This window comes from Cytobacillus sp. FSL K6-0265 (assembly GCF_038003465.1).
GTDB lineage: Bacteria > Bacillota > Bacilli > Bacillales > Cytobacillaceae > Cytobacillus > Cytobacillus stercorigallinarum.
Map to the genome: position 1 here is coordinate 4,175,056 of NZ_JBBOPE010000001.1, position 13,025 is coordinate 4,188,080.

General features: G+C 38.1%; 13 protein-coding genes. 3 read left to right on the forward strand and 10 right to left on the reverse strand.

The annotated features are described in order from the left end of the window. Window positions 1–186 precede the first annotated feature (186 nt). From argS to speE, 4 genes are all read right to left on the reverse strand, one after another. Window positions 187–1,857 carry an arginine--tRNA ligase gene (gene argS, locus MHH73_RS21100; protein WP_191816290.1) on the reverse strand — a complete coding sequence of 557 codons (1,671 nt, stop codon included), beginning with the start codon at window positions 1,855–1,857 and terminating at the stop codon, window positions 187–189. Beyond that, the gene (locus MHH73_RS21105; RefSeq protein ID WP_225230711.1) at window positions 1,858–2,298 is read right to left on the reverse strand and encodes a DUF1934 domain-containing protein; all 441 of its coding nucleotides are present in this window, start codon (window positions 2,296–2,298) and stop codon (window positions 1,858–1,860) included. A 249-nt stretch (window positions 2,299–2,547) separates the two neighbouring features. Then, window positions 2,548–3,420 carry an agmatinase gene (gene speB / locus MHH73_RS21110; protein ID WP_191816292.1) on the reverse strand — a complete coding sequence of 291 codons (873 nt, stop codon included), beginning with the start codon at window positions 3,418–3,420 and terminating at the stop codon, window positions 2,548–2,550. Window positions 3,421–3,432: 12 nt separating this feature from the next. After that, on the reverse strand, window positions 3,433–4,260 hold the full coding sequence (gene speE / locus MHH73_RS21115; protein ID WP_191816295.1) for a spermidine synthase: 828 nt from the start codon (window positions 4,258–4,260) through the stop codon (window positions 3,433–3,435). Window positions 4,261–4,678: 418 nt separating this feature from the next. Here speE and MHH73_RS21120 point away from each other — a divergent pair, with 418 nt between their 5' ends. Further along, entirely contained in the window at window positions 4,679–6,757 is a 2,079-nt protein-coding gene (locus tag MHH73_RS21120) for a transglycosylase domain-containing protein (protein ID WP_341069279.1), read from the forward strand. A gap of 195 nt (window positions 6,758–6,952) precedes the next feature. Here MHH73_RS21120 and MHH73_RS21125 read toward each other — a convergent pair whose 3' ends face one another. Beyond that, window positions 6,953–7,459 (reverse strand): YwhD family protein, encoded by a 507-nt coding sequence (locus MHH73_RS21125; RefSeq protein WP_191816299.1) that lies wholly within the window; start codon window positions 7,457–7,459, stop codon window positions 6,953–6,955. An 18-nt stretch (window positions 7,460–7,477) separates the two neighbouring features. Further along, window positions 7,478–8,134, reverse strand: coding sequence for a site-2 protease family protein (locus tag MHH73_RS21130; RefSeq protein WP_191816301.1), 657 nt, complete (start codon window positions 8,132–8,134; stop codon window positions 7,478–7,480). 223 nt (window positions 8,135–8,357) lie between these two features. Between MHH73_RS21130 and MHH73_RS21135 the strand changes: the two genes are divergently transcribed. Next, the gene (locus MHH73_RS21135; protein ID WP_191816303.1) at window positions 8,358–8,543 is read left to right on the forward strand and encodes a 2-hydroxymuconate tautomerase; all 186 of its coding nucleotides are present in this window, start codon (window positions 8,358–8,360) and stop codon (window positions 8,541–8,543) included. 97 nt (window positions 8,544–8,640) lie between these two features. Here MHH73_RS21135 and MHH73_RS21140 read toward each other — a convergent pair whose 3' ends face one another. From MHH73_RS21140 to MHH73_RS21150, 3 genes are all read right to left on the reverse strand, one after another. After that, the gene (locus MHH73_RS21140; protein WP_341069281.1) at window positions 8,641–8,808 is read right to left on the reverse strand and encodes a hypothetical protein; all 168 of its coding nucleotides are present in this window, start codon (window positions 8,806–8,808) and stop codon (window positions 8,641–8,643) included. A gap of 286 nt (window positions 8,809–9,094) precedes the next feature. Next, window positions 9,095–9,607 (reverse strand): YwgA family protein, encoded by a 513-nt coding sequence (locus tag MHH73_RS21145; RefSeq protein WP_191816307.1) that lies wholly within the window; start codon window positions 9,605–9,607, stop codon window positions 9,095–9,097. Between the two features lie 45 nt (window positions 9,608–9,652). Continuing rightward, window positions 9,653–10,954: an HD domain-containing protein gene (locus MHH73_RS21150; protein WP_191816309.1), complete on the reverse strand. Its 1,302-nt coding sequence runs from the start codon at window positions 10,952–10,954 to the stop codon at window positions 9,653–9,655. A gap of 352 nt (window positions 10,955–11,306) precedes the next feature. On the opposite strand from MHH73_RS21150, the gene MHH73_RS21155 reads away from it, so the two are divergent. Further along, window positions 11,307–12,038: an RsfA family transcriptional regulator gene (locus MHH73_RS21155; RefSeq protein WP_225230713.1), complete on the forward strand. Its 732-nt coding sequence runs from the start codon at window positions 11,307–11,309 to the stop codon at window positions 12,036–12,038. 133 nt (window positions 12,039–12,171) lie between these two features. Here MHH73_RS21155 and MHH73_RS21160 read toward each other — a convergent pair whose 3' ends face one another. Beyond that, a complete protein-coding gene (locus MHH73_RS21160) occupies window positions 12,172–13,014 on the reverse strand; it encodes a lipoate--protein ligase family protein (RefSeq protein ID WP_191816311.1) in 843 nt (280 codons plus the stop codon). Between the last annotated feature and the right edge of the window lie 11 nt (window positions 13,015–13,025).

The following is a 13,025-nucleotide window of genomic DNA, read 5'->3' on the forward strand; positions in this document are numbered from 1 at the left end:
CCTATGAATAAATAAAATAAACCTGAAGCAGACTAATGATCCATTAGTCTGTTTTAGGTTCTATCCTAGTGAAAGAATCTCCATGGAAATGCCTAGCAATTCCTGATTGCAGCAAATTCACTCCCCTTTCTTATTGTCCAAATCAAGAAAAAAGCGCCACTACATTGAGTGGACGCTTTTTGTCTCTTACATTTTTTCAGGTGCAGATACACCGATTAATGCTAATGCATTTTTCAATGTTGTTTGCACCGCTTTAATTAGTGCTAGTCTTGCTTTTGATTTTTCAAGCTGCTCGCTATCTAAGACTTTTTCAGCATTATAGAAGCTATGGAAAGTAGATGCTAAGTCAAAGATATAATTGGTAATTCGGTGAGGCATACGCTTCTCAGCTGCTTCACCTACTGCTTGTGGGAATTCGCCAATTTTCTTCAATACATCTAGCTCTTTCTCTGCTCCGATTAATGAAAAGTCAGCTTGATCGTCGAGTACTAATCCTTGTTCTTCCCCTTGTCTTAAGATGCTTGAAATACGTGCATGTGCATACTGTGCATAATATACAGGGTTCTCGTTAGACTGAGATACAGCTAAATCTAAATCAAAATCTAAATGAGTGTCCGCACTTCTCATCGCGAAGAAATAACGAGTCGCATCTAAACCGACTTCTTCTACGAGATCACGCATTGTTACTGCTTTACCTGTACGTTTACTCATTTTCATTTTCTCGCCATTTTTATATAAATGAACGAGCTGAATAATTTCAACTTCAAGGGCTTCTTTACTATAACCAAGCGCTTGGATGGCTGCTTTCATACGCGGGATATAACCGTGGTGGTCTGCACCCCAAACGTTAATAACTTTTTCAAATCCACGCTCTAATTTATCTTTGTGATAAGCAATATCTGGTGTTAAGTACGTATAAGATCCGTCATTTTTAATCAAAACACGGTCTTTGTCATCACCAAAAGTAGTAGAGCGGAACCATGTTGCACCATCTTCTTCGTATATATGACCATTCTCTTTTAACGCTTCCAATGCACGATCGATTTTACCATTATGATAAAGTGAAGTCTCTGAATACCATACATCATAAGGAACACGAAAATCTTCCAAGTCATTTTTTAATTTTTCCATTTCATATTTCAGGCCATACTCACGGAAAGTGTCAAAACGCTCTTGGGCATCGTAATCGACATACTCAGTACCATGTTCTTTAGCAAGTGTTTTACCGATATTAATAATATCCTCCCCATGATAACCGTCTTGAGGCATCTCTTTTTCCATACCTAACGCTTGGAAATAACGGGCTTCTACAGAGTAAGCGAGATTATTAATTTGGTTGCCGGCATCGTTAATATAGTATTCACGTGTAACATCATAGCCTGCCTTCGCAAGAATGTTGGATAATGAATCACCAACCGCTGCCCCGCGCGCATGGCCGAGGTGTAAATCACCTGTTGGATTAGCAGAAACGAACTCTACTTGAACTTTTGTGCCATTACCTACATTTGTTTGACCGTACGCTTCACCTGCTTCTAACACGGTAGGAATTAAGTTCGTTAAATAACGATTATCCATATAAAAATTCAGAAATCCCGGCCCAGCGATTTCCATCTTTTCAATTGAAGCTTTTGATTGATCAAAGTGAGTAATAATATCTTCAGCAATCATTTTTGGCGCTTTTTTTGCAACTCTCGCAAGTTGCATCGCCATATTTGTTGAATAATCACCATGCGTTTTGTCTTTTGGTATTTCTAGAATCACATCAGGAATTTGTCCTTCTTCTGCCAAGCCAGCTTTAATGACCGCTTGTTTAATTTCCTGTTTCAAATTGTGTTGCACTTGTTCAACGATATTCACTCAGTTTTCCTCCTCAAATGCAATGGTTAGATGATAGGTCCCTGCTTTAGCTCCTTGCATGTGTAAATCATACATCAAATCAATGGAGCCATTGCTTGTCTCTTCTTTAAACTCATGCACCATTCTTTTCGTTAAAGTTTTCAAATTAAACACACCATATGGGGTCGTATAATTGCCTCTTAAAGATTGATGCATTTTAAATGGCAAGCGCATTTTTATTGAACCACTTCGTAAGATTAAACCGTCATCCTCAGTCATTTTTACAATGGTTTTCACCATGCCTACATCCATCTCTTCCTCATATTGAAGATATCTAGCATTCCCTTTTTTATAGTATCGACCAACCGCCGTTAATTCAAAAGTATCCTTACTATTCCCATCATGGATGGTCGTTTTCACATTTATTTTTACAGGAATTTGATCATCTAAAACTTTCGACAATCCCTCCACATCCTTTATACCGTTTCAAACGAAAATTCTATAACCTTATTAGTATAAAACAAATTAAAGTTATCTGCCAGTCGTGAATAATTATACAAGAACAACTTTGACCACTAGTATACCCCCAACGACCAGAGTCTTTTCTGATGAAAAAGACATTATGGAACTTTTTACATCATGCATAAACACAAAATCAAATAAAAAACGAACAAATTCTCTTAATCCGGGAATTTGTTCGCATTATAAAATTTATTTCACCCAACCTAAAATCATTTCCCGAATAAGCTTACTAGCTGTATTCGCAGTTTGTTCTGACGGGTCATAAATAGGGGCTACTTCGACTAGGTCACAACCAACAACATTCACATCAGCATGAGCAATCTCATGAATAGAGGCTAAAAGCTCCTTAGATGTGATACCCCCAGCATCAACCGTACCTGTACCCGGCGCATGTGCAGGGTCAAGGACATCGATATCAATCGTCACATAAACAGGACGTCCCGCCAATTTTGGTAGTACTTCCTTCAAAGGTGCTAACACTTCAAATTTAGAAATATGCATGCCGACTTCTTTAGCCCATTGAAACTCTTCTTTCATACCAGAACGAATGCCAAATGAATAGACGTTTGTTGGACCAATGAGGTTAGCCGCCTTCTTGATTGGTGTACTATGAGAAAGCGGTTCTCCTTCGTAATCATCTCGTAAATCTGTATGTGCATCCATATGGATAATTGCTAAGTCAGGGTATTTCTTATACATCGCCTTTATGACAGGCCAGCTAACTAAATGCTCCCCACCCATACCAATAGGGAATTTGTTATCTGCCAGTAGGCCATCAATGTATTCCTCTATCATATCGATACTTTTTTGCGGATTTCCAAATGGTAATGGAATATCTCCCGCATCAAAAAATTTCACTTCTTCTAGTTCGCGATCTAAATAAGGACTATACTCTTCAAGACCGATGGACACTTCTCTTATTCTTGTTGGGCCGAATCTTGAACCAGGACGATAGCTGACTGTCCAGTCCATTGGCATCCCATAAATAACAGCACGGCTGTCTTCATAATGCGGATGACTTTTAATAAACACATTTCCTGAATAAGCTTCATCAAAGCGCATAGAGGGACCTCCTTATTCCACTAAATCTTGAACAAATTTTGGTAGTACAAATGAAGCCTGATGTAGTTCTTTTGTATAATATTTCGTCTCTATTTCATGGAAACGCTCTTCTTCCACTTTTAGAGGATCGTGCTTTTTCGAACCGATAGTGAATGCCCATAATCCACTAGGATAAGTAGGGATATTCGCCACATATAGACGTGTAATTGGGAAAATTTCTTTGACATCCTTTTGAACATTGCGGATTAAGTCTGCTTTAAACCACGGATTATCTGACTGCGCTACGAATAATCCATCTTCCTTCAATGCTTTAGCAATACCTGCATAAAAACCTTTTGTAAATAAGTTAACAGCTGGACCTACTGGTTCTGTTGAATCGACCATAATGACGTCATATTCGTTTTCACTTTCAGCAATATGCATGAAACCGTCGCCCACTTTTACTTCTACACGCGGGTCTTCAAGCTTTCCTGCAATTTCTGGTAAGTATTTTTTCGAGAATTCAATAACCTTCCCATCAATATCTACAAGTGTCGCTTTTTTCACGCTAGGGTGCTTTAACACTTCACGAATAACGCCTCCGTCTCCACCACCGACAACAAGGATATTCTCAGGGTTTGGGTGAGTAAATAAAGGCACATGAGCGACCATTTCATGATAAACAAACTCATCCTTCACAGAAGTCATAACCATATCATCTAGAAGAAGCATATTGCCCCACTCTTCTGTTTCTACCATGTCTAGCTTTTGAAAATCTGTCTGTTCCGTATGTAAAGTTCGATTCACCTTCATCGTGATACCGAAGTTTTCTGTTTGTTTTTCAGTAAACCAAATGCTCATTATTCTTCAATCCTTTCTAAATAAAAAGTGCCTCATTTAACCTTATCGTTCCCGAAAAGCAAAATGACAAACATGAGAAAAGTATAGAGGATTCTAGCAAAATTGCAAGTGAAAATTTTGTTAAAAAGCAGATACCAGTTAAAGAGTGGAATAGGCTAAATAGAATCTTCACACTGATTATTATGAAATTGGACCAGTCTTTGGCTTTTTGGCTCTAGGTTTGAACCGATTTAGATGTTTGCTATCCTGACTTCTCTTTTCTTTCCTGTCTTTGACTTTTCTCTCCCTATTTGACCCATTCGGGGGTTTTCAATACAAAGTTTTGATATTCGTGTGATCAAAAATATGCATGTTTAAAATACCCTATAATTTTCAATACTATATGTATACGAGACACATTAAAATGGGGGTGGTATATGTGGAAATCATGACAAATCAACGCTTTAGAAATGCAGGTAAATATTTGCGAGCACTCGTCATTTGTAGCTTAGTAGGTTTAGGGTTAGTAGTCTGCCTGCTCATCGGTATTTTCATTTATGCCAAAATTTTAGGTCCTCCTCCACTTGCCGTACCACAATCCACTTTGTATATGGCAAGTGACGAGTCTATTATTGGTGAAAGTCACACAGGTGAGAAAAGGTATTGGGCGGATATTACTGATATTTCTCCAGACTTAATCCATGCAACGATCGCGATTGAAGACCAGAGTTTTTATGAACATCATGGCTTTGATTATAAAAGAATTGCTGGCGCCTTGCTAGCAGACTTAAAAGCAATGGCAAAGGTACAAGGTGCGAGTACAATTAGTCAGCAATACGCTAAAAACCTCTTTCTCGATCAAGATAAAACGTGGACTAGGAAAATAAAAGAAGCGTTCTATACCCTAAGAATAGAAATGAGTTACACAAAAGAGCAAATACTAGAAGGCTATTTAAATACAATCTATTACGGTAACAGGGCTTATGGTGCACAAGCAGCTAGTCAGTTTTATTTTGGAAAAGATACAGCTGATTTAACTTTGGCTGAATCCGCTATGCTCGCAGGTATTCCAAAAGGACCAAGTGTCTATTCACCTCTTGCCTCATTTGAGAAAGCAAAACAACGGCAGAAGTTAATCTTAACTTCTATGGTAGAAAATCAATATATTACGAAAGAGGAAATGGCCAATGCTTTCAATGAAGAGCTTACTTTCGTTGGTGAGCATCAATATTATGTGAACACTGTTGCCCCCTACTTTCAAGATGCAGTCAAAGCCGTTCTAAAATCTCAATTGGATCTTGATGAAAGAATGATTGAACTTGGTGGTTTACGCGTTTACACAACCCTAGATCGCCAAAAACAAGAGATAGCAGAGAAAACAATTGAAGAAGTGATGACAGAAGATACTTCCATGCAAGTTGGGTTCGTATCAATGAATCCTAAAAATGGACATGTGGAAGCAATGGTTGGCGGAACGGATTACGAAGAGAGCTCATTTAATAGAGCTTTACAAGCGATCAGACAGCCTGGATCTACAATGAAGCCCCTTTTATATTATGCGGCCATTAAACAAGGGTTTACACCAGCATCAACAGTAATGAGCAAACCTACAACTTTTCGGTTTGACGATGGACAATCAACCTATGCACCTCACAATTTTAATAATAAGTATGCAGATGGAGAGATTACAATGGCGCAGGCACTAGCGCTTTCGGATAATATCTATGCTGTGAAAACCCACTTATTTTTAGGTGAAGAAACACTCGTTAAGACCGCTAAAGATTTTGGTATTCAGTCTAAAATGGCCAAAGTTCCTTCACTTGCACTCGGTACATCCGGATTAAGAGTAACAGAGCTTGCCAATGCATACAGCATGTTAGCGAATGGTGGTAAGCGTACTGATCCTGTATTTATAACAAGAGTTGAGGATTATAAAGGTGACGTCCTTTACGAGGCTAAGGGATCAAATGAGCAAGTATTAGATAAGGATACCGCTTTTGTCGTAACAGAGATGATGACAGGCATTTTTGATCAGACATTGAATGGTTATGCTAGTGTGACTGGATCCACTATTAGCGATCAACTCACAAGACCTTACGCAGCAAAGTCTGGTTCGACAGAGACTGATAGCTGGATGGCTGGATTCTCTCCCCAGCTCGTTACCGCTGTATGGACAGGTTACGATGATAATCAAACGATCGACCTTGTGAAGGAAAAGGCGTTTGCAAAGACAATTTGGGGGAATTATATGGAAGATGCGCACCAGGGCTTACCCGTCCGCCAGTTTACACCAACAAAAAACACGGTGGGCGTTTATGTTGAACCTTCCACTGGCAAACTAGCAACGGAAAATTGCCCTGACAAACGCCTTACCTACTTTATTAAGGGAACCGAACCAACAGAATACTGTTCGCTTCACCTTCCTGAATATGGTGCAGAGGAAAAACAAATAGAGAAAGAGCCAACTCCTAAGGAAAAAAAGCCTTGGTACAAGAAGATATTACCATGGACTTCATAATTCGCTCACAAACATGGCAATAGTAGAAATAATGAAAAACCTCGACAGTAGCTGCCGAGGTTTTTCGTGTCCTAGTTCTATACAGTGCTTTGCACTAATATTAAGTTTACTTTTTTTATCCACATGAAGCAATACTTTGTAAATTCCTTCAATAAACTGTCACAAATACGCCACAATTATGGCTGAATTTGTCTCTTATACTTGCAAATCTGTTTTTAGCTGTTCTGAAGATCTTTCCCACATACCTGCATCATAATCTTGTAAGAATTTTGTTAATACTTCTTTAGAAGAATCATCCATATGATCAACAATGACTTGACCTTTGATTGATTTATCCATTCGATTCACATGTTCAGGAAGGGACTTATACCCTCTTCTAATTGAACGATCAACTGTAAATTCACAAGCGGTAACTCCTGCATAATACGTACCTTTTTCTCCGCGTTCTACCGTTACCCAAATTAACCAATACGGCTTTCCATTAGGGACTTCCTCTTTTGTTTTTAAAAACTTAATTCCTCTTTCTTGTGGGCTGCGGGCATGCATTGCCCCAACCTCGATTGAAGCCTCTTTTTCATTGACATCAATAATAACCGGCGAAACATTATCTAAACTAAACGCACCGGCCCCGAATCCACCATGCCCTTCGGTTGGGTCACTTTTAATAATATTAAACTCCATTTTTTTCTTATTTTCTGCCATTTGAAACTCCTCCTTCATCTATGATCTCACAAATAATGTATAAAAGAATGCGCTTAGGTTTTCCATAATCGCTGGAAGTAATGTATTCAGGATAGGGCTAATCGTATATTGACTGAGCGGTGTAATCACAAGGATGAGAAAAATAAGACCTCCATAATTCTCAATTGACGTCATCTTCGCTCGCCAATCATTTGGTACTAAATCCGCTATCACCCGATAGCCATCTAAAGGTGGCAAAGGGATTAAATTAAATATGAAAAGAAGCATATTTAGACCAATAAAAATATTGAGAAACGCGAGCAACGATTCAGGCACTGTATAACCATTTCCAATTAACCAATACCATAACCCTAAAGCAAATGTAGCCAAAACAAAATTACTCAATGGACCAGCTAAGGAAACGCACACACCAGCAAGCCTTGGCCTTTTAAAAAAGAAGCGGTTTACAGGGACTGGTCTCGCCCACCCAAAACCCGCTATAAAAATTAAGAGTGTCCCAATCGGGTCTAAATGACTAATGGGATTCAACGTCAATCTGCCTTGATTTTTTGCCGTTGGATCACCAAATTTATAGGCGACCCACGCATGGGCAAGCTCATGAAGAGTGAAGGCAATAATTAACGTGATAGCTACATAGGGAATATCCCTAAGTGGATAGGCTAAAAATTGTTCCACACTTTAATCCCCTTTTTCAACTCAAAAATGAGTGTTTTATACCTTTTCTTTAACCATATGTAGACCCTATCTTTGTCATACATATTAAAGTATAACGCATTATTCCTGCAATAAGGAAATCATGCGCTACTATAAATTTGCTTGTCTAAATGAAGAAAATATGGAAAACTTAAAATAATCGTTGTTCAGAAACAGCGCGAATTTCATTTAGGAGGAAGAACTTATGCCATACGTAACTGTTAAAATGCTTGAAGGACGCACAGAAGATCAAAAGAAAGCACTCGTAGAAAAAGTCACAGTAGCCGTGAGCGAAACAACAGGTGCTCCAAATGAAAACATCACTGTATTTATCGAAGAAATGAGCAAGAACCATTACGCTGTTGGTGGCAAGCGTTTGAGCGACCAATAAATACAAGATTGAAATCTATCGGTACCGATGATCTTAGTTATACGTTGGTGCCGGTTATTTTTTTGTATCTGTTTACTACAATAATGTATTGTTGGATTTACACATATTTTAATCGCCCTTCCCTCAGGTTAGGAAAGCTTTGACATTTTTGTTCTGCAGCTATCTTTGCGAATGATTGTGGATACCCTTTTCTCTGTCTATATCCAATCAATTTTTTCTTCCATTGCCTTTTTTGACGCATTTCCGCATGAATCCAATCAGCCATAGAGAAAAAAGCTCCGATTTCTATCAGACATTGCACTAGTCTTGAAGAGAAACCGAAATTAGTTAAATGTTGTACCACAATCTGCAAATATAAAGAGCGATTACATTTCGATTACTTAAAAAAGCGTACAAACATAAGCTATGTGTCATCCTCGTTTTTCCTTCTGAGTGACGCGCAAACTATCTTGCATCTCTATTTCCTCATTTAAATAACGGAAACACCCGATTTTTATTACATAGAAGTCGCGCCTTTTCACACGAGCATCACAATATTAAAAAGACCGCTCCTATGAAAGGATAGCGGCTTTTGTATTTAAGGTATCGATATAATAATAAGCTTGGTTAATCTCTTCTTCTGTATAGCGTTGTTTGCTTTTGAGTGTGAAAATCTTTTCCTTTACTTCTTCTTTAGGCAGGTCCTCGAAATATAAGACAGTGGATACTAGCTCTAGAAATCTTGCTGATTGTCCATTCATATCTACGAGACAGTCTTTTAAATGAGGCATATTTACTTTATTTAATTCTAGAAATTCTGTTCCCGATTCAGTTAATGTATAACGATATTGATAGTATCCACCTTTTTTTTCTTTGATTTCATTCAAAAATCCCATATTGCACAGTTCTTCAATCCGAAGAGTGAGTTCTTCTGAATAGGGTCCATAGAAGTGAAAGGCAAATTTCTCATGAAATGGATAATTGATTTTTTTTGCAATGTAAATCATTTTTTGTAGCTTTTTACGGCCAACAATTTCATCCGAGGCAGCAATGGCATGAATGATTTTTGCATGGTCTTTCAGCACATTGATTCATCTCCTAATTATTTTTTACGTTTCATTCGAACTTTTTTACTCTATATCTAGTAATTTTCGTATTTGTTTCTTAATCTCTTTATGTTGCCCTTCATCGTGGAGAAGATTGGCAGGATAGTATAATTTATGGTCTGTCCGCCTTTTACCTGAGATGGCATCCACAATCGATGATTCCCGCGATAATTCCCTTACCTCTCCGTTTTTCGATAATAAATGAATTGGTAAACGCTCTTCTTCTTCACCCGGTCGATAAAAATCATAGGGTAGATCAGAGGAAGAATCGACAACTAAGTAATATTCAGGGTCAATTCCCGCTTTTAAAAATAATATAGACAGCTCTGACAGCTTCTTATATTCCTTGGCCGGGTCAAATTCAACATACTTAAAGAGATGGCGATCTAAGAAACGTTGCGCTAAATCACTTAAAATCTCGTCTTCTTCCCACTGCCACATTTGGAAATAGTATAGAACAATTGATTCATCGAGATGAATGTAATCATCCACTGTTATTTCCCCTTTAAATAAAGAATAAAAATGCGCAGGGGCTTGTTTAAACTGATAAGCTTCTTCATACAAAGCCTTTGCCCTATGGAGAATTTTTGTTAATATCACTTCTGCACTTCTCGTTACAGGATGAAAATACACTTGCCAATACATTTGGTATCGACTCATTATGTAATCCTCAACAGCATGCATGCCACTTTGTTTAATCACAACCTGGTCTTCCCTTGGCCTCATCACACGTAAAATACGCTCCATATCAAAATGACCATAACTCACGCCTGTAAAATAGGCATCTCTTTGTAAGTAATCCATCCGGTCAGCATCAATTTGACTAGAAATTAAACTGACAACTAATTTATTTTTAGACGTTTTCGCAATTACTTCTTCTACTCTTTTAGGGAAATTATCACTCACTCGCCTTAACACTTGGTTAACTTCTGTATTACTGAGGATAATTTTCTTTGTGAAATTTTCATGATCTAAGCCAAATACCTTTTCAAAGGAATGAGAGAACGGCCCATGACCTAAATCATGTAACAATGCTGCACAAAGGGTTAATAAACGATCGTCGTCATTCCACTCTGGACGCCCTTTGAAGACATCATCGACAATTCGCCTAACAATTTCATAGACACCAAGCGAATGATTAAACCGGCTATGTTCCGCTCCGTGAAAGGTAAGAAAGGTTGTTCCTAACTGTTTAATCCTGCGTAGACGTTGGAATTCTTTTGTACCGATCAAATCCCAGATAAGACGATCTTTCACGTGAATATAACGATGAACAGGATCTTTGAATACCTTTTCCTCAGTTAATTTTTCTGTCGCATATGACATAATGACACCTCCCTTTTCACATAGACCAAAACAATATATTAACTTCTTTTTTTATATTTAAACATTTGACTGCTCTTCATCAGTTTTTTCTTCCCCTATTATATCTTTCTCTTTCTTTTGTTTCACCCCCCGAATGTAATAGACCAACCTCTCTTGCGCAAGAGAACCCCTGTCCTAGTTGTTTTTTGGCGAAATGAGAATTTTTTTCGACATTTTTAACATCATTTACCATACGTATCTATTAGAAATCATCTTCTACTATCCTTTCAAACATAGAATGTATAAAACCTTGTATTCTTGACAATCCTATTGCTAAAGCTTAACTATTATAAAAATTTAGGGAGTTGAGATCATGAAAGTACGTCAAGATGCATGGTCAGAGGAAAATGATTTATTATTAGCAGAAACGGTTTTAAGGCATGTACGTGAAGGTAGTACGCAATTAAATGCATTTGAAGAGGTTGGCGATAAGTTGAATCGCACATCAGCAGCTTGTGGTTTTCGCTGGAATGCAGTTGTAAGGCATCAATATGAAAAAGCCCTTCAACTAGCAAAGAAACAAAGAAAACAACGACAAAGAATGCTCGGCAAAGATCAAGGTGGAAAGAAGAAACTATTATATTCACCACCCGTGCCTACATTAGATGACGTAGAAGCAGCGATGGAGCCAATGAATGATTTACTATTTGAAGAACCTGAAGTGACAACACCTAATGTGACTCCTACTGAAGAAGTGCAAACACCTATATTCAAAACGGAGGAAACTTCATCATCTAATATGACGATGGCCAGTGTCATTCAATACCTTGAATCATTAAGTCACTCAAGTATGAAACTGGAGATCTTAAAAAATGAGAATGAAAGACTTAAGCGCGAGAATGCTTCCTTAAAGGCTAGAAACCAAGAATTAGAAGCAAGAGTAAGTAAGCTAGAGCAGAATAGTGTCACTATCCAAGAAGATTACGAGACATTAATGAATATTATGAACCGTGCTCGAAAATTAGCGATTTTAGATGATGAAGAAAGAACTGCTACTAAATTCAAAATGGATCGTAATGGCAATTTAGAAAAACTAGCAGAATAAATGATATGAATGTGCTTTGTCACAAACACTTATAAAAATAACTGAGTAAAAGGCTGAACCAGCTACTCAGTTATTTTTTAATTGAGCGTTACTTACTAGATTAAGATTTATATCGAAGTTGCCCAGCCCCATATTATTTCTTGTTCATGATTTTTTCGTTTCTATCGACTACACGGTCGAAATAGTTTTCAAACATTGGCGCTTCAGTGACGGTTAACTGACCTGAGTGAAGCGTGCCACTATGTTTTTTTAATGTCTGTAGAAAGCGGAGCATCACATCTTCTATGGTGAATTCCGTTTGTAGCAATTCTGCTAGCGAAGCCATTACTGTTGGATCAATATCAGGATAAACAAACTTAGTCTTTTCATCCTTTTTACTAATACGATAAAATTCTTGAATGAGTTGCGCTCGTTCACTACCACTACCATTTACACAAAGGTAGATTTGCACAGCGACACCTTTTCGCAACCTACGTTGTGAAATACCTGCAAATTTCTGGTCGCCTATGCTCAGATCATAACTCCCCGGGCAGTAGGACTTGGTGATTTCCTTCGCTTCAATCTCTACGGGAAAATCAGCGAACATTTCTTTCACCAAAAACCACATCGCGTCATATCCACGGTTAATATCAATGCCTTTTTCCGTTTCCTGCAATACTAACGTAATATTCAAGACACCTTCGTCGAGGACAACTGCAAGCCCACCTGAATTTCGCACAATACAGTCATAGCCTTGTTGTTGTAAAAATTGAACCCCTTCGTTAATAAAAGGCAGTTTTGTATCTTGAATACCAAGTACGATTGTGCGGTCATGCACCCAGCTTCTTGCAGTAGCAGGAGAGAGTCCCGACCCAACCGAAGCGCATAAAGTATCATCCATACCGAAAGAGTGAAGGGCACTGACAAATCGCCCTGATTGCGACTGATCAATGATACGCCATTCTTTCTGTTCTAATAAATTTAAAGCCTCTTCCATTCCCTCTGCTC

What these genes read in the sequence shown, in the direction of transcription:
- speB (WP_191816292.1), bottom strand. Translation starts at nt 3,420, where the DNA reads ATGCGCTTTGATGAAGCTTATTCAGGAAATGTGTTTATTAAAAGTCAT.
- speE (WP_191816295.1), bottom strand. Translation starts at nt 4,260, where the DNA reads ATGAGCATTTGGTTTACTGAAAAACAAACAGAAAACTTCGGTATCACG.
- MHH73_RS21125 (WP_191816299.1), bottom strand. Translation starts at nt 7,459, where the DNA reads ATGGCAGAAAATAAGAAAAAAATGGAGTTTAATATTATTAAAAGTGAC.
- MHH73_RS21135 (WP_191816303.1), top strand. Translation starts at nt 8,358, where the DNA reads ATGCCATACGTAACTGTTAAAATGCTTGAAGGACGCACAGAAGATCAA.
- MHH73_RS21140 (WP_341069281.1), bottom strand. Translation starts at nt 8,808, where the DNA reads ATGGCTGATTGGATTCATGCGGAAATGCGTCAAAAAAGGCAATGGAAG.
- MHH73_RS21150 (WP_191816309.1), bottom strand. Translation starts at nt 10,954, where the DNA reads ATGTCATATGCGACAGAAAAATTAACTGAGGAAAAGGTATTCAAAGAT.
- MHH73_RS21155 (WP_225230713.1), top strand. Translation starts at nt 11,307, where the DNA reads ATGAAAGTACGTCAAGATGCATGGTCAGAGGAAAATGATTTATTATTA.
- MHH73_RS21160 (WP_191816311.1), bottom strand. Translation starts at nt 13,014, where the DNA reads ATGGAAGAGGCTTTAAATTTATTAGAACAGAAAGAATGGCGTATCATT.